Annotated in this window: 16 protein-coding genes; 11 read left to right on the plus strand and 5 right to left on the minus strand. The window is 33.6% G+C overall.

The window, feature by feature from the left end:
* The first annotated feature begins 52 nt into the window (after window positions 1-52).
* The 8 genes from acs to BMZ76_RS08780 all read left to right on the plus strand — a co-directional run bounded on the left by acs (window position 53) and on the right by BMZ76_RS08780 (window position 7,613).
* Window positions 53-1,960 carry an acetate--CoA ligase gene (acs, locus tag BMZ76_RS08745; RefSeq protein ID WP_091204995.1) on the plus strand — a complete coding sequence of 636 codons (1,908 nt, stop codon included), beginning with the start codon at window positions 53-55 and terminating at the stop codon, window positions 1,958-1,960.
* 140 nt (window positions 1,961-2,100) lie between these two features.
* Window positions 2,101-3,231, plus strand: a complete 1,131-nt coding sequence (locus BMZ76_RS08750; RefSeq protein ID WP_091204998.1) for an NAD(P)/FAD-dependent oxidoreductase — start codon at window positions 2,101-2,103, stop codon at window positions 3,229-3,231.
* On the plus strand, window positions 3,232-3,945 hold the full coding sequence (locus tag BMZ76_RS08755) for a methyltransferase domain-containing protein (protein ID WP_091205000.1): 714 nt from the start codon (window positions 3,232-3,234) through the stop codon (window positions 3,943-3,945).
* Window positions 3,942-4,994, plus strand: coding sequence for a type III polyketide synthase (locus BMZ76_RS08760; RefSeq protein WP_091205048.1), 1,053 nt, complete (start codon window positions 3,942-3,944; stop codon window positions 4,992-4,994). The genes BMZ76_RS08755 and BMZ76_RS08760 overlap by 4 nt, the downstream gene beginning before the upstream one ends.
* Window positions 4,995-5,083: 89 nt before the next feature.
* The gene (locus tag BMZ76_RS08765) at window positions 5,084-5,518 is read left to right on the plus strand and encodes a 3-hydroxyacyl-ACP dehydratase FabZ family protein (protein WP_091205003.1); all 435 of its coding nucleotides are present in this window, start codon (window positions 5,084-5,086) and stop codon (window positions 5,516-5,518) included.
* Entirely contained in the window at window positions 5,519-6,808 is a 1,290-nt protein-coding gene (locus tag BMZ76_RS08770) for a beta-ketoacyl-[acyl-carrier-protein] synthase family protein (RefSeq protein ID WP_091205005.1), read from the plus strand.
* Window positions 6,809-6,846: 38 nt separating this feature from the next.
* Window positions 6,847-7,104: an acyl carrier protein gene (locus BMZ76_RS08775; RefSeq protein WP_091205007.1), complete on the plus strand. Its 258-nt coding sequence runs from the start codon at window positions 6,847-6,849 to the stop codon at window positions 7,102-7,104.
* 17 nt (window positions 7,105-7,121) lie between these two features.
* Entirely contained in the window at window positions 7,122-7,613 is a 492-nt protein-coding gene (locus BMZ76_RS08780) for a 4'-phosphopantetheinyl transferase family protein (RefSeq protein WP_091205009.1), read from the plus strand.
* 8 nt (window positions 7,614-7,621) lie between these two features.
* On the opposite strand, the gene BMZ76_RS08785 is transcribed toward BMZ76_RS08780, so the two are convergent.
* On the minus strand, window positions 7,622-8,218 hold the full coding sequence (locus tag BMZ76_RS08785; protein ID WP_091205011.1) for a 3'-5' exonuclease: 597 nt from the start codon (window positions 8,216-8,218) through the stop codon (window positions 7,622-7,624).
* 2 nt (window positions 8,219-8,220) lie between these two features.
* Window positions 8,221-10,137, minus strand: coding sequence for a DUF294 nucleotidyltransferase-like domain-containing protein (locus tag BMZ76_RS08790; protein WP_091205014.1), 1,917 nt, complete (start codon window positions 10,135-10,137; stop codon window positions 8,221-8,223).
* Between the two features lie 184 nt (window positions 10,138-10,321).
* Here BMZ76_RS08790 and BMZ76_RS08795 point away from each other — a divergent pair, with 184 nt between their 5' ends.
* A complete protein-coding gene (locus BMZ76_RS08795; RefSeq protein WP_091205017.1) occupies window positions 10,322-10,828 on the plus strand; it encodes a DUF2911 domain-containing protein in 507 nt (168 codons plus the stop codon).
* An 83-nt stretch (window positions 10,829-10,911) separates the two neighbouring features.
* Here the strand turns inward: BMZ76_RS08795 and BMZ76_RS08800 are convergent, their stop codons facing one another.
* Together BMZ76_RS08800 and clpB are read right to left on the minus strand one after the other, a co-directional pair.
* Window positions 10,912-11,781 carry a DUF808 domain-containing protein gene (locus BMZ76_RS08800; RefSeq protein ID WP_091205019.1) on the minus strand — a complete coding sequence of 290 codons (870 nt, stop codon included), beginning with the start codon at window positions 11,779-11,781 and terminating at the stop codon, window positions 10,912-10,914.
* 359 nt (window positions 11,782-12,140) lie between these two features.
* Window positions 12,141-14,747: an ATP-dependent chaperone ClpB gene (gene clpB, locus BMZ76_RS08805; protein WP_091205051.1), complete on the minus strand. Its 2,607-nt coding sequence runs from the start codon at window positions 14,745-14,747 to the stop codon at window positions 12,141-12,143.
* Between the two features lie 145 nt (window positions 14,748-14,892).
* Here clpB and ytxJ point away from each other — a divergent pair, with 145 nt between their 5' ends.
* Both ytxJ and BMZ76_RS08815 read left to right on the plus strand, forming a co-directional pair.
* Window positions 14,893-15,282 (plus strand): bacillithiol system redox-active protein YtxJ, encoded by a 390-nt coding sequence (gene ytxJ, locus BMZ76_RS08810; RefSeq protein WP_091205022.1) that lies wholly within the window; start codon window positions 14,893-14,895, stop codon window positions 15,280-15,282.
* Window positions 15,283-15,338: 56 nt separating this feature from the next.
* On the plus strand, window positions 15,339-16,013 hold the full coding sequence (locus tag BMZ76_RS08815; protein ID WP_091205024.1) for a hypothetical protein: 675 nt from the start codon (window positions 15,339-15,341) through the stop codon (window positions 16,011-16,013).
* Window positions 16,014-16,119: 106 nt separating this feature from the next.
* On the opposite strand, the gene BMZ76_RS08820 is transcribed toward BMZ76_RS08815, so the two are convergent.
* Window positions 16,120-16,462: IS30 family transposase (locus BMZ76_RS08820; RefSeq protein WP_167547441.1), on the minus strand; the 343-nt coding region annotated here is incomplete at its 5' end.

The following is a 16,462-nucleotide window of genomic DNA, read 5'->3' on the forward strand; positions in this document are numbered from 1 at the left end:
AAATAATTGCAAGAATAGCGAGAGATTTAATACTTTTATAAAAAATTATAATATGAGCTACTACAAAATTGAAAATCTAGAACAATATTTTAAACATTACAATAAATCAATTCGTGAACCTAGAAAATTTTGGGGTAAAATAGCAGAAGAAAATTTCACTTGGTACCAACAATGGGATAAAGTGGTTGAATTTAATATGGCTGATGCCGACATCAAATGGTTTACTGAAGCAAAAGTCAATATAGTAAAAAATTGTATTGACAGACATCTTGCTAAAAGAGGAGAAAAAACAGCAATTATTTTTGAACCAAATGATCCTTCGGAAGCGGCATTGCACATTACTTATAATGAATTACACCAACGCGTTTGCAAAATGGCAAACGTATTGCGTGAGCAAGGCATAAAAAAAGGAGATCGTGTTTGTATTTATTTGCCAATGATTCCAGAATTAGCAGTTTCAGTATTGGCTTGTGCAAGAATTGGAGCCATACATTCTGTTGTTTTTGCAGGATTTTCAGCATCGGCAGTCGCCAGTCGGATCAATGACAGCGAATGTAAAATGGTCATCACCTCAGATGGTGGTTTTCGTGGAAATAAAACTATTGACTTAAAAGGAATAATTGATGAAGCGTTAGAAAAATGCCCTTGTGTCGAAAAAGTTTTAGTGGCCAAAAGAATTCATACCGATATTTATATGAAAGAAGGTCGTGACCAATGGTTACAACCTCTTTTGGATCAAGCATCAGACAATAATGTTGCCGAAATTATGGATGCTGAAGATCCATTATTTATTTTGTATACTTCTGGTTCAACTGGGAAACCTAAAGGAATGGTGCATACTACGGCTGGCTACATGGTTTACACAGCGTATACTTTTAAGAATGTATTCAATTATGAAGAGAATGATGTTTTTTGGTGCACTGCCGATATCGGTTGGATTACCGGACATTCGTATATTCTTTATGGACCATTATTGAACGGTGCAACGACAGTAATTTTTGAAGGAGTTCCTTCTTATCCTGATTTTAGCCGTTTTTGGGAAGTAATCGAAGAACATAAAGTTACACAGTTTTACACAGCACCTACTGCGATTCGTGCTTTGGCAAAAGAAAATATAGCATTTGTACAAAAATATCCATTGAAGTCGCTTAAAGTAATTGGATCTGTTGGTGAACCAATCAATGAGGAAGCGTGGCATTGGTATAACGATCACGTGGGAGATAAAAGATGTCCTGTTGTAGATACGTGGTGGCAAACAGAAACGGGAGGAATAATGATTTCACCTATTGCTTTTGTAACCCCAACAAAACCAACATATGCTTCATTACCGTTACCGGGAATCCAACCCGTTTTGATGGATGAAAAGCGCAACGAAATTGAAGGAAATCAGGTTACCGGAAGTTTGTGTATCAAATTTCCTTGGCCGGGAATTGCCAGAACTATTTGGGGTGATCACCAGCGCTTTAAAGACACTTATTTCTCTGCTTTTCCGGGTAAATATTTTACCGGAGACGGCGCTTTACGTGATGAGGTAGGGTATTACAGAATAACGGGCAGAGTAGATGATGTCGTAATTGTTTCGGGTCATAATCTTGGGACGGCACCCATAGAAGACGCGATTAATGAACATCCAGCCGTTGCGGAATCAGCCATTGTAGGTTTCCCGCATGACATCAAAGGAAATGCCTTGTATGGTTTTGTAATTCTAAAAGAAAGCGGAGAATATCGTGATAGACAAAATCTTAGTAAAGAGATTAATCAGCACATATCGGATCATATTGGACCAATAGCCAAGTTAGATAAAATTCAGTTTGTTTCTGGTTTGCCAAAAACCCGTTCGGGAAAAATTATGAGACGAATCCTTCGAAAAATTGCTGAAGGAGATTATTCTAATTTTGGAGATATATCAACGCTTTTAAATCCTGAGATTGTCGAGGAAATAAAAGAAGGGAAATTGTAAATAAATTAAATGTCGTTTTGTAACAAAGCGGCTTTTTTTTGAATATAAAATTAGAGTTTATTTGAAAGTTAATAATTATGTAAGTTTTATATGAAATAATATAGTTGAATTCTCAAACAAATCCATAAATTTACTTCCACATGAAAAACAATGAAGTTTTAATTATTGGTGGTGGGTTAGCAGGATTGACTGCGGCAATTCATTTATCTAAATTAGGCGTACATGTTACGGTTATAGAAAAAAATAGTTATCCCAAACATAAAGTTTGTGGCGAATATATATCCAATGAGGTTTTGCATTATTTAAATTGGCTGGATTTAAAAATAGACGATTTAAATCCAACAAAAATTACCAAACTTGAATTTTCGACAGCAAGCGGAAAAACGATTAAAAGTATTCTTCCACTGGGAGGTTTTGGTATCAGTCGTTTTACTTTAGACGAATATTTGTATAAAAAAGCTCTTGAAAACGGATGCAGAATTCTTCAAGATAATGTTGAAAATATAGTCTTCGAAAACAATCAATTTATAGTTACGACTACTAATAATAGCATTTTAGAATCGGAAATTGTTATTGGTGCATTTGGAAAACGTTCAAATGTAGACCAAAAAATGAATCGGGACTTTATAAACAAAAAATCATATTGGTTAGCGGTTAAAGCACATTATTCGGGAGATTTCCCAAATGATTTAGTTGGTTTACATAATTTCAAAGGCGGATATTGTGGAGTTTCTAAAGTAGAAAAGGATAGCATTAACATTTGTTACTTAGCGGATTACGAAACTTTTAAACAGTTTAAAAATATTGATGAATATCAAAATAATGTAGTTTCAAAAAACCCGCATTTAAAAGTAATTTTCGAAAAAAGTAATTTACTTTTTGAAAAACCGCTGACCATAAGCCAAATATCTTTTGAGAAAAAACAATCCGTTGAAAACCATATTTTAATGATTGGCGATACTGCAGGACTAATTCATCCTTTGTGTGGTAACGGAATGGCAATAGCAATTCATAGCGCAAAAATTGTTTCAGAATTAATTCATAAATTTTACACAAATGAAATAAAATCCCGAAATGAATTGGAAGAAAAATACATTCAACAATGGAATTTGAACTTTAAAGAAAGACTTAAAATGGGGCGATTTTTATCCAATATTTTACAAAAACAAAAACTTTCAACCGTATTGATGCGTTTATTAATTATATTTCCATTTTTATTGCCTAAAATCATTAAAAAGACGCACGGAAAACCAATCATTCTTAACTTGTAAATGGCGCTAAATACCAAATATAGAACTGATAAACCAGAAATCATGGATGATTTTGCCATGGAAGGTGATATTTTGCGTGATGCTTTGGATAAAATTGCTAAAATCAATCAGCTTTTAGGAGGAAATCAGTTAACTCTAAAAGGAGTACAGGAGCTGATTCAGGATTTTTCTAAAACAAGAGAAATTGTAATTGTAGACGTGGGTTGTGGTAATGGGGATATGTTGCGAACTTTAGCCGATTTCGGACTCAAAAACAATTTTAAATTCAAGTTAATAGGTATAGATGCCAACAATTTTACAATTTCTCACGCATTAAAATTATCAGAAAAATATCCAAATATCACTTATCATTGTGAGGATATTTTTGATGAATCATTTAATGATTTAAAGTATGATATTGTTTTGTGCACTTTGACGTTACATCATTTCAAAGATGATCAAATTATACAATTATTGAATGTTTTTCATAATAATGCATCCATCGGAATTGTAATCAACGATTTGCATCGAAGTGCGGTTGCCTATCGTTTATTTCAAGCTTTATGTTTCGTGTTTCAATTGAATGATATGTCCAGAGAAGACGGCTTGACTTCAATTTTAAGAGGTTTTAAAAAAGAAGAATTAGTTCATTTCTCTAAAAAATTAAATTTTAAAAACTATAAAATTCATTGGAAGTGGGCTTTTAGATACCAATGGATAATTTCAAAAATATGAGTGTAAAAATCAAAACCGTTACCAAACAGTTACCAAAATATTCCAGAAATACAGATGAAATTATTCCTTTTTTGGACACATGGCTCGTTGGGCAAGACGAACGTTTCGTTAGAAAAGTGAAGAAAATTTTTGAAGGAGCAGCAGTCGATAAACGCTATTCTATTATGGATCCGATTGAAGTATTTACAAAAACGTCATTCGAAGAAAGAAACGATATTTATGTTCGTGAAGTTATCGATTTAGGTGAAAAAGTTTTAGAAAAAGCGTTAAAAAAGGCCAATTGGAATCCTGAAGATTTAGATTATATTATTACGGTAAGCTGCACCGGAATCATGATTCCGTCACTGGATGCTTATCTAATTAACAAATTAAAATTACGTCAGGATATTGTACGTCTTCCTGTTACTGAAATGGGTTGTGCCGCCGGTATTTCAGGAATTATTTATGCTAAAAACTTTTTGCAGGCCAATCCGGGAAAACGCGCTGCTGTAATTGCAGTTGAAAGCCCAACGGCTACATTTCAATTGGATGATTTTTCAATGGCTAATATTGTAAGCGCAGCAATTTTTGGTGATGGAGCAGCATGCGTTCTACTTTCTTCACATGAAGATGATGAAGGTCCGGAAATTTTGGCAGAAGAGATGTATCATTTTTATGATAATATTCACATGATGGGTTTTAAACTTACGAATTCCGGATTACAAATGATATTGGATATTGAAGTTCCAGAAACGATTGCTTCTCATTTTCCACAAATTATTAATCCTTTTTTAGAAAAAAACAATTTAAAAATGGAGGACATTAATCATTTGATCTTTCACCCTGGCGGAAAAAAAATCGTTCAAACAGTTGAAGGTTTGTTTTCTAGTTTGGGTAAAAATATAGACGATACGAAAGAAGTTTTGCGTTTGTACGGAAATATGTCAAGTGCAACAGTTTTATATGTATTAGAGCGAATAATGGACAATCAGCCTAAAAAAGGAGAGAAAGGGTTAATGTTAAGTTTTGGCCCGGGTTTTTCAGCACAACGCGTTTTATTGCAGTTTTAAATTAGTTCAACACTGATGTCACAGATTTACACAGATTAGGTGATATCTTCTTATTTTTTTATAAGTCTGTGAAATCTGTATCAGAAAATATGACTAACCAAGAAATAATATCAAAATTACCGTATTCAAAACCGTTTTTGTTTGTGGACGAAATTCTTAAAATCAATGAAAATGGTGTAGAAGGAACCTATACTTTTGATGAAAATCTTGATTTTTACAAAGGTCATTTTAAAGATAATCCCGTGACTCCAGGTATTATTTTAACGGAAGTTATGGCGCAAATTGGTTTGGTTTGTCTGGGGATTTTTTTATTAGATAATTCATTGAATAAAAATCCTTCAATTGCCTTAACATCAACAGCAATAGAATTTTTAAAACCTGTTTTTCCAAATGAAAAAGTTACCGTAATTTCAGAAAAAGTTTACTTTAGATTTGGAAAACTGAAATGTAAAGTCATCATGAAAAATGAAAAAGGAGATGTAGTTTGTACAGGTAAAATCGCAGGCATGGTAATCTCTAAATAAATGGAAAAAAGAGTAGTTATAACAGGTCTTGGTGTTGTTGCTCCAAATGGAGTAGGACTTGAAGCGTTTACTCATGCCATCAAAAATGGAATTTCGGGAATCAAGCATGACGCTGAGCTGGAACGATTGCAATTTTCTTGTCAAATAGCAGGAAAACCAGTAATTTCTACTGAATTAGCATTAAAATATTTCTCTGAATTGGAATTAAGAAACTTTAATTCAACGGGGATTTTGTACGGTGTAATTGCGGGAATTGATGCGTGGAAAGATGCCGGTTTATCAATGGAAATCAATAAAGAACCGGATTGGGATAGCGGTACTATTTTTGGCACAGGAACATCAGGAATTGATAAATTTCGCGAAAGTATTTATAAAATAGATGATTTTAAAACGAGAAGATTAGGCAGTACGGCCGTTGCTCAAACGATGAATAGTGGCGTAAGTGCTTATCTGGGCGGAAAATTAGGATTAGGAAACCAGGTCTCCACTAATTCCTCAGCATGTACAACTGGAACCGAAAGTATTTTGATGGCGTATGAAAGGATTAAATCAGGTAAGGCAAAACGCATTTTAGCAGGAAGCACCAGCGATTCCGGACCTTACATTTGGGGTGGCTTTGATGCTATGAAAGTCTGCACTTTTAAGCACAATGAAAATCCCGAAAATGGCTCAAGGCCAATGTCTGTAAGTGCTTCAGGGTTTGTTCCCGGAAGTGGAGCAGGAGCTTTGATACTAGAAGATTTAGAAAGTGCATTAAATCGAGGTGCTACAATTTATGCCGAAGTTTTGGGTGGAAATCTAAATTCTGGCGGGCAACGTGGTTTAGGAACGATGACTGCGCCAAATCCTATTGCAGTGCAGAAATGCATTCAAGATGCTTTAAAAAATTCAGGAATCAATGCCAATGATGTCGACGCAATCAACGGACATTTGACAGCAACTTCAAAAGACAGTCTTGAAATTCAGAATTGGAGTGAAGCTTTGGATCGAAAAGGAAAAGAATTTCCATACATAAACTCCTTGAAATCAATGGTAGGTCATTGTTTATCTGGCGCAGGAAGTATTGAAAGTGTGGCTTCGGTATTACAATTGCATCACGGATTTGTTTTCCCAAATATCAATTGTGCCGATTTGCATCCTGAAATTACAGCAATAATTGATGAATCGAGTATACCACAACAACTGATTGAGAAGGATTTAAATATAATCGCAAAAGCCAGTTTCGGTTTTGGAGATGTTAATGGCTGCGTAATTTTTAAGAAATATAGTTATTCACCTATTGGCAGGTAATTTTTAATTTAATTAAGTAAAAAAAAGCAAAAATAAAAATGAATAAAGAACAAACAATTGAAGAATTAAAAAACATAGTTAAGCCATATATTCAAAATCAAGAAGCTTTTGACTCCCTTACGGAAAACACTGATTTCATCAATGATTTAAAGATTAATTCTGCTAGTTTAGTAGATGTAATTTTAGATATTGAGGAGAAATATGATATTGTAATTGACAATGAAGCGATGGAACGGATGTTAAATGTAAAAGCAGCAATGGAGATTATTGAAACTAAATTATCAGAGAAAAATTAGTGAATTACTAGTAAAAAATGATTGGAAATGACATCGTAGATTTGGCTTTAGCCAGAAAAGCAAGCAATTGGAAACGAGACCGGTTTTTAAATAAAATCTTTACCGTAAAAGAGCAATTATTAATTTCTGCCAGTGAAAATCCAGAAATAATGGTTTGGAATTTATGGTCTCGAAAGGAAGCAGCTTACAAAATCTATAATCGGGAAACAGGAATTCGTGGTTTTTTTCCATTACAATTAGAATGTTTTTACGAAAATGCAACTTTGGGAACCGTTTACATAAAAGGAAAAATTTATTTTACCCAAAGCACAATTGAAAACGATTCTATTTACACGATTGCTGTTGTCGAGAAAGAGCATTTCAAAAAAATTAAAAGTATTGATTCTGTTGCGGAAATTTTTAAAAAAAATGGAATTCCATTTATAATAGATTCCAATTCGAAGATAGAAAAACCAATTTCCATCAGTCATCACGGACGATTTTGGGAAGGAATTATTCTTAATGATTAGAATAAAAATTACTTTATTCCCAGTCTTGATTTTAATTTTAAAAATAATAATGCCGTTTTATAAGCATCTTCTGAAGATGAATTTCGGTCACTTTTAGTAATTTTATAGGTTGCACAAAGTTCATCCAACGAAAATTGTTTATCATTAACATCGTTAAGTTTCCGATGCATAACATCAACATCCAAGGCCTCATTTTTTAATCGGCCGCAACCTAATCGTTCCAAGGCTGCATTAATCATTTCCACATCAAAGTCAATGTGATGACCAACTAAAACGGAATTCCCTAGAAACTCTATAAATAATTTTATGGCATCAGGTTCTCCCAGTTTTTTCATTTTGCTTTCTACTAAAAATTCATTAGAAAGTCCATTATCATGGAAAAATTTATATTGTAACAAAACCGTTTCAAAACTATCCCCAATAACAATACTATTATCGATAATTGCAAAAGAACCAATTGATAAAATCACGTCTTTATCTGGATTTAAGCCTGATGTTTCAGTCGATAAAATCACAAAACGAGACGATTTTTTATCAAATTTAGAAACATAGGTTTTCCAAAATTCTGGATATTCTTTATTAATATTTTTTAACCAGTCTAACATAATTATGAAAATTGAGTAAGTTGAAATTTATTTTTAATTAATTCTTCCAATTCTCTCATGGGAGCTAAAGCATTTTTTAATTTTTCCTTTTCAATTTTTGATAATTCATTCAAATTTATAAATTGACCCGAATTATCATTTTTTAAACCTTCTAACGTTCGGAATTTAGATAAAATTAAAAAGGCTTCAGCACAACTAAGATAAATTTCAGCATGTTTTGGATCGGTAATCGATAGTTGTTTGAATCGTTGAAAAGTGTTGTTAATTCCCCGAATATCAAAACATAAGGTAAATAGACGAGCACCATCAATCAACGGCATCAAAGCACGTGTTTTTATGTCAAATTTATCTTTGTTAGTTCCTTCTTCTTCAACAATAAAATTTTTGAAAAAAGTCAGTGGCGAATTCTTTCTCAAAGCATCATTTCCTAAAAAGTCAAAGAACAAAGTATTGTTTTTGGCGTTTTTAAAAACAACATTTCCTATGGCATCTTCGATTCTTTGTTCTCCGAATGTGATTTCGTAATCAAAGAAAATGCTGCTTAAATCATTGCTATTCTCACCTGGAGTATTCATCCAGCTGTCGTACTGTTTCGTCCAGTCAGTCAGCGATTTACACCAAAGCATATTACTTCCCATGTGTCCGTTTGGACATAACTCATAACCAATTTTTTCGAGTGTAGCAGTTGTTCTTTTTCCAAGTTTAAGGAAATAATCTTTTACGTCACGATATTTATCAGCAGATACATCTTCAAAAATTAAAATACTGTCCTGATCCGTCAATAATAATTGCTCTTTTCTTCCCTGACTTCCAATACTTAGCCAAGCAAAACGGGCAGGAGGGGAACCTAAATCTAAAATCGATAACTCTACAGAACGTTTAATAATTGCTAAATTTATTTCGCTGGCAATATTGAAAATATGAGAAAGCGGTATGTTTTTAGAAATTGATGTTTGAACCAAATCTGTTAAACGTTCTCGTATTTGTTTTAATTCTTTTGGATTTTGGGAACGCTTAATCTCTTTGATCAAAACACCGGGATTGTTAGCTTGAGCAACGATCAAATCATGTTCAGAAATAATACCTTTTAAATCCGATTTATCGGTTCCATCTTGTGTTACACATAAATGAGTTACATTATGTTTTAGCATTAGTAATTGAGCTTCGGCCAAGGAGACATTCTCCACGACAGTAATTACAGGAGAAGACATTATTTTATCGACAGAAACAGTTACTGGATATCTGCCGGTGGCAATTTTAGAACGCATATCACTATCGGTTACAATTCCGATAGGCAGATTATTTTCACAAATAACAACATTATTTTTTAATGTTTCTGTCATTAATTGAGCAACTTCTTGTACAATTGCTGTAATCGTTGTTTTTAATGGTGAAATATTATAGGACAAAGATTGAAAATATTGCATTTCTGATTGCTGATCTGAATAAAACACATTATCAGAAATCAACTTTCCAATTAAATTTTCTTTATCTTTTGGATTCCGCGTGTTTACAGCAAAACTTTCCAATAAAAAATTTAAAACTTCCGAATTATTAGCTACGAAAGGACGAAATGTGGCTATGGGAATAGCATAAACAATACTTTCTTCTCTGGCTTTGGCCGTCATCATGTAATTGTTTTTGGCAAAAAACGGACGTAAACCAAAGATGTCTCCTTCAGTACATTTATTCAAAAGTGTTTCTTCAGCATCTGCAATGACCGATAAATTGATAACCCCTGAGGCTACAACATAGAAACTGTCATGCAATACATCATTGATTTGGAATAATGTTTTATGTTTATCTAAATTTACAACGCGAATGCTCATGGCTATTTCAGATAACTCTTCAAATGTCAAGTGATTAAATGGCGGATATTCCTTTAAAAAATCAGCAATATGTTCAGCAATTGTATTCATAGTTGGTCAAATAAATAATGTATTGTTTGTAAAAATAATAAAATAATAAATTATAATACCGTCATTGTACTGGTAAAACAATTTAATTATCAAGTTCATAATTTTTTCTTAAAATTAAAAGGAAATATACTAAGTTAAGTGAACTTACTTTATTTTTATTAAATAAACTAAATCTTTTAAAATCATGAGATTACTTAATAAAATACATCTTTTACTTGTTGCATTTTTGATTACAAATTCCATAAATGCTCAAGAGAAACCAACGAGCACAAAGGAAGTGGTTTCGGGAAAAATAAATGGTGCGACTATCACTATCAATTACGGCAGTCCATCTGTTCGAGCCAGAGAAATTTGGGGTAAATTAGTTCCATTCAATCAAGTTTGGCGTGCTGGTGCAAATGATGCAACTACTTTTGAAACCGACAAAGAACTTACTGTTGAAGGATCAAAATTACCTGCAGGAAAATATTCTTTTTTTATAATTCCAAATGGAAAGCAATGCACTATTATCTTTAATAAAGAATCAAAACAATGGGGCGCTTATAAATACAAAGAAAAAGAAGATCAACTTCGAGTTACAGTAAAACAAAGAGTTGCGAAGTCAAAAGCTGAAAAATTAATGTATTCAATTATCAATAATTCTATCTCATTAAGTTGGGATAATTGGATAATTCCAATTTCTGTCAAATAAAATTCATTTTTATTTATATATTAAACAGCATTACCAGTAGGTGATGCTGTTTTTGCTTTATTCAAATTTTTATTTTGGGTTGCTTACTTTTTGCCTATAATTTTTTTGAAGAGGTTTACAGTTCCCAAAACAAGTCCTCCTATTACAAGTCCGACTATAAATTCGGTTACTATGGAAGGTAATTGGGGTAATACGCCATGTAAAAAATCGATATTATGTACAAATATACCACCAGCCACTAATAATAAAGCGATAGTTCCTATTACCGATAAACTTTTGATGACTTTTGGCAAGGCTTGTACCAGAATATTTCCTAAAGTTTTTGAGAAACTTTTTTCTTTGGAACTCAGTTGCATCAATTTTAAACCTACCTCATCCATGCGGACTATTAGCGCAACAATGCCATAAACTCCCACGGTGGCTATGATTGCAATTATGGTAACAACCATTATTTGTGATGAAATGGGTTTTCCGATGACGGTGCCCAGCGCAATGATTACGATTTCTACAGACAAAATAAAATCAGTTACTATGGCTGATTTTATTTTATCTTTTTCAAAAGCTAAAATCTGCTCTTCAGTCAACGGTTCCAATGAAATTTCATGTTTAAAGTGCTCATGAGGAAAGAAGTATTCGAATATTTTTTCGGCGCCTTCGTAGGCTAAATATAGTCCGCCAAGCACTAAGATGATAACGACGGCTATGGGCAAAAAGGCACTCAGCAAAAAGGCGATAGGTAAAATAATTACTTTGTTTATAAAGGAACCTTTTGCTATGGCCCACAATACGGGAAGTTCTCGTGATGATATAAATCCGGAAGCTTTCTCGGCATTTACGGCTAAATCATCACCTAAAATGCCAGCTGTTTTCTTGGCTGCAAGTTTACTCATTACTGCAACATCATCCATGATTGCTGCGATATCATCTAATAGTGCGAAAAAACCTGATGCCATTTTGATTGTTTTTAGAAACTTAGTTGATTTTGGAATTGCTTTCCCAAAATTTAATCTGCGCGTTTTGTTTATTTAATAGTGCGAATTTAATACTTTTTTGATTTACTCAAATTATAAAATCAGCTTGAGAGACATAAATTTCTGGTATAGCGCTGATGGAAGTAAGTATCCTTTTTTTAAACGCTTCTTATCCTTACTGAGTTTTGAACTCTGGAAGGGTTGCGTTTAAAAAAAGATACTGCGGACAGCGGGATAACTCGTATTGAAAAGCAATAAGTGTTATGCTCCTAAAAAACTATACGTCATAAAAAAACACCAGCCTTTCGACTGATGTTTTTCATTGTTTGAAATTATTCCGATTAAGAAACCAACTCGCTTTGATTTCTAAAGACTAATTGCCCATTAAAAGCATCGAGCAGAATAATGCTATCGGTTGTAATTTTTCCGGCTAGAATTTCTTTGGATAATTGGTTCAAAACATCTCTTTGAATCACACGTTTCACTGGTCTGGCTCCAAATTGAGGATCATATCCTTTTTCGGATAAATAGGCGATAGCCTCTGGAGTAGCATCCATAGTGATGCCTTGAAGCGCTAACATTTTAGTCACGCTTTTTAGTTGTAAACCTACGATTTTGGTAATATTTTCATTGGTCAATGGCGTAAACATTACAATTTCATCTATACGATTAATGAATTCCGGGCGAACGGTTTGTTTTAATAGTCCAAGAACTTCCACTTTTGCAGCTTCGGTTGCAGCTTCGACGCTTCCTTTCAAATTTTCAAATTTCTCTTGAATTATCTGGCTTCCCATATTAGAAGTCATGATGATAATCGTATTTTTAAAATCTGCAAGACGTCCTTTGTTATCGGTCAAACGTCCTTCATCCAGAACTTGTAGCAAAATGTTGAAAGTATCTGGATGCGCTTTTTCAATTTCATCCAATAATATCACCGAATATGGTTTTCTGCGAACGGCTTCGGTCAATTGTCCGCCTTCTTCATAACCCACATATCCGGGAGGCGCACCAACTAAACGGCTTACACTGTGGCGCTCCTGATATTCACTCATGTCAATTCTAGTCATCGCATTTTCATCGTCAAACAAGTATTCCGCTAAGGCTTTTGCCAATTCTGTTTTGCCAACTCCTGTAGTTCCAAGGAATAGAAAAGTTCCAACTGGTTTTTTCATGTCCTGCAATCCAGCGCGGCTTCTGCGCACGGCATCACTCACTGCTTGAATGGCTTCTTCCTGCCCAACTACTCTGTAATGCAATTCATCTTCCAGTTTCAATAATTTTTCTCTTTCTCCCTGAAGCATTTTCATCACTGGGATTCCGGTCCATTTTGCTACGACTTCGGCAATGTCTTCACGGGTAACTTCTTCTTTTATCAACGATGTTCCTCCAGTTTGATCTTCGGCTAATTGTTTTTGAAATGTATCCAATCGTTCTTGGGCTTCTTTTATTTTTCCATAACGAATTTCGGCTACTTTTCCATAATCTCCATCACGTTCGGCACGTTCCGCTTCGTATTTGAAATCTTCAATTTCCGTTTTTACCGCTTGAATGTTATCCACCACATCTTTCTCTGATTTCCATTTGGCGTAAATCTCGTTTCTCTCTTCTTTTAGATTCGCCAAGTCCATTCCTAAAACTTTGAGTTTACTTTCGTCTTTTTCTCTTTTAATTGCCTCAATTTCTATTTCCAACTGCATTACTTTTCGATCCAATACATCCAGTTCTTCGGGTTTTGAATTGATTTCCATGCGTATTTTTGAAGCTGCTTCATCCATTAAATCAATGGCTTTGTCGGGAAGAAAACGATTGGTAATATAGCGTTGAGACAATTCGACTGCAGCAATAATAGCTTCATCTTTTATCTGAACCTTATGATGTGTTTCATATTTTTCTTTGATACCTCGTAAAATAGAAATCGCACTTTCAGTATCCGGTTCTTCGACCATTATTTTTTGGAAACGTCTTTCGAGTGCTTTGTCTTTTTCAAAATATTTTTGATATTCGTCTAAAGTTGTAGCTCCAATGGCGCGAAGTTCTCCGCGAGCCAACGCCGGTTTCAAGATATTTGCCGCATCCATGGCGCCTTCGCCACCTCCGGCACCAACGAGTGTGTGAATTTCGTCAATGAATAAAACGATATCGCCTTCAGCAGCAGTCACTTCTTTCACTACGGATTTCAATCGTTCTTCAAATTCTCCCTTATATTTAGCACCGGCAATTAAGGCTCCCATATCAAGAGAAAATACGATTTTATCTTTCAAATTGTCAGGAACGTCTCCATCTACAATTCGGTGTGCTAATCCTTCGGCAATGGCAGTTTTCCCCACTCCGGGTTCTCCCACGAGCATTGGATTGTTTTTAGTTCTGCGCGTTAAAATTTGTAATACCCTACGAATTTCCTCATCACGACCGATAACTGGATCGAGTTTACCTGCGCGTGCCAATTCATTAAGATTTTTGGCGTATTTATTCAAAGAATTGTAGGTTTCCTCAGCCGATGCCGAAGTCACTCGTTCACCTTTTCGCAATTCATCAATAGCGGATTTTAGTCCTTTTTCAGTTACGCCTTGGTCTTTTAGGATTTGGGCAACTTTACTTTTGGAACTAAATATGGCTAAAATTAAGTGCTCTACAGAAACGAACTCATCATTCATTTTTTTGGCAATAATTTCGGCTTCGTTTAGTGTTGAGTTTGCGGTTCTGGAAAGCATAATTTCGCCACCTGAAACTTTTGGGAAGCTTAATATTGTGCTGTCTATTATTTGTTCCAATAAACTCACATTTACGTTAAGTTTTTTAAGCAGAAAAGGCGCCACATTTTCATCGACTTCAAAAATAGCCTTAAAAATATGTTCGTTTTCTATTTGTTGTTGTCCATGAGTTTGTGCTAATTGTTGTGAAAGCTGAATGGCTTCCTGAGATTTGATTGTGAATTTATTTATGTTCATGATGAGATAGTGTTTTGTGGTTATTTGATTAACTTTGTAAATCAATATTCAATTTATATTCCAATACAATAGTACCGACAAATTGACAGAAATTTCATGATTTATATCATGTTTAAAAGTCAAAATGTCTTAAAACAATACAATTATGAGTTTTTTTAAAAATATTTTTAATAGTTCAGACGATACGAATTCAAATGAAAACAAAATCATCTGGAATGAACTAACTGATTTGGCACAACTGAATGAAATTATCACCATTTCGAATGAAAAACCGGTGGCTATTTTTAAACACAGTACGCGATGCAGTGTAAGTAGAATGGCGCTGAAACAATTTGAAAACGAGTTCAATAGCTCAGATAAAGTTACGCCTTATTTTTTAGATTTAATAGCACATCGCGATATTTCTAATGAAATTGCAACTCGTTTTGGAGTATATCATCAATCGCCACAATTGATTTTAATCAAAGAAGGAAAAGCCATTTATAATGTTTCTCATAGTGATATTGATGCGGAAGAGTTGGGGAGGAAAGTTTAAAAAAAACTTTATGAAGTTCTAAAATTTAATAAGTTTTTAATTAATTTAATAATAAAATGAAAGTAAGTAAATGGCTGATAGCCGGAATAGCGAGTGCTCAATTATTAATTTCATGCGAAGTAGTTCGTATTAGTGAAAATTCAAATTATAAGGATTCAAAATTTGTTTTTGGTTCCAACAAAACTGCGGTTCTTTTCGGTGATGACAATGTATTAATTAATGAATTTTCCAAAACATTTAATAAAAAGTATAAACAAAAAAAGGATTTTGTGAAACAGTATGACAGTTTATGTGCCATTACATTGAAACAAGAAAATATATTTGGTGATATAAAATATGATAAATCATTTGAATTTATTTCAAATGATCCTTTGATAGCTACCCAAGAACAACAAAAGAAAGTAGATTCATTATTTACAAATACTAATGCTGATTACTTGATAAGAATTTATGATCACGAAATTACAAACAGTATACAAGGAAATCCAGGTATCCCTATGGCTATGTCTGGAGGTATGGGTATGACTGCAGGTACTCAAAGTGAAAGTTGTATCGTTAAATCTCATTTTCAGATTTATGATGTAAAGTCACGAAAAAAAGTATTAGATTTTATATCAAAAGGAAATGGAAGCGTTATGTTTTTTGCATTTGAAAAAGCCCTTGTAGATGCTATCAACAGTTCGATTAAAAATTCAGCGATATATTTAAAAACTGGGAAATTAAAATTTTAAATTAATTTATAAATATTTAGTTACTGAATGAAAGTGCAAGATACAGTTTTGTGTCAGAATTTATTTTTTAAGTATTTTAAAAATAACCTCGTTTAAAAAGCAGGATTCAAGTTATAAATGCAACTTTTTGATTAAACATAAAATTAGGTGTTTCAAAATTAAATCTTTTTCTTGGTCTATTGTTTAATTTCTCTTGTATTTCTATAATTTTCTCTGGAGTTATTTCATCAAATGATGATGATTTGGGTATGTATTGTCTTATTAATCCATTTAGATTTTCATTTGCACCACGTTCCCAAGGGCTGTAAGGGTTGGCAAAGAAAAAATCTATTTCAAGTGCCGAACTGATCTCTTGATGTTGCGCAAACTCTTTCCCATTATCAGAAGTTATTGTATTTATAAAGTGTTTCCAGTTCTGTAGTAATTCGATTGTTGCTTGTTTTACCAAT

The organism is Flavobacterium xueshanense, assembly GCF_900112975.1.
GTDB classification, from domain to species: Bacteria; Bacteroidota; Bacteroidia; order Flavobacteriales; family Flavobacteriaceae; genus Flavobacterium; species Flavobacterium xueshanense.

Bases quoted from the DNA above. Each gene is read 5' to 3' on its own strand.
- acs (WP_091204995.1), top strand. From the start codon at position 53: ATGAGCTACTACAAAATTGAAAATCTAGAACAATATTTTAAACATTAC.
- BMZ76_RS08750 (WP_091204998.1), top strand. From the start codon at position 2,101: ATGAAAAACAATGAAGTTTTAATTATTGGTGGTGGGTTAGCAGGATTG.
- BMZ76_RS08755 (WP_091205000.1), top strand. From the start codon at position 3,232: ATGGCGCTAAATACCAAATATAGAACTGATAAACCAGAAATCATGGAT.
- BMZ76_RS08760 (WP_091205048.1), top strand. From the start codon at position 3,942: ATGAGTGTAAAAATCAAAACCGTTACCAAACAGTTACCAAAATATTCC.
- BMZ76_RS08765 (WP_091205003.1), top strand. From the start codon at position 5,084: ATGACTAACCAAGAAATAATATCAAAATTACCGTATTCAAAACCGTTT.
- BMZ76_RS08770 (WP_091205005.1), top strand. From the start codon at position 5,519: ATGGAAAAAAGAGTAGTTATAACAGGTCTTGGTGTTGTTGCTCCAAAT.
- BMZ76_RS08775 (WP_091205007.1), top strand. From the start codon at position 6,847: ATGAATAAAGAACAAACAATTGAAGAATTAAAAAACATAGTTAAGCCA.
- BMZ76_RS08780 (WP_091205009.1), top strand. From the start codon at position 7,122: ATGATTGGAAATGACATCGTAGATTTGGCTTTAGCCAGAAAAGCAAGC.
- BMZ76_RS08785 (WP_091205011.1), bottom strand. From the start codon at position 8,218: ATGTTAGACTGGTTAAAAAATATTAATAAAGAATATCCAGAATTTTGG.
- BMZ76_RS08790 (WP_091205014.1), bottom strand. From the start codon at position 10,137: ATGAATACAATTGCTGAACATATTGCTGATTTTTTAAAGGAATATCCG.
- BMZ76_RS08795 (WP_091205017.1), top strand. From the start codon at position 10,322: ATGAGATTACTTAATAAAATACATCTTTTACTTGTTGCATTTTTGATT.
- BMZ76_RS08800 (WP_091205019.1), bottom strand. From the start codon at position 11,781: ATGGCATCAGGTTTTTTCGCACTATTAGATGATATCGCAGCAATCATG.
- clpB (WP_091205051.1), bottom strand. From the start codon at position 14,747: ATGAACATAAATAAATTCACAATCAAATCTCAGGAAGCCATTCAGCTT.
- ytxJ (WP_091205022.1), top strand. From the start codon at position 14,893: ATGAGTTTTTTTAAAAATATTTTTAATAGTTCAGACGATACGAATTCA.
- BMZ76_RS08815 (WP_091205024.1), top strand. From the start codon at position 15,339: ATGAAAGTAAGTAAATGGCTGATAGCCGGAATAGCGAGTGCTCAATTA.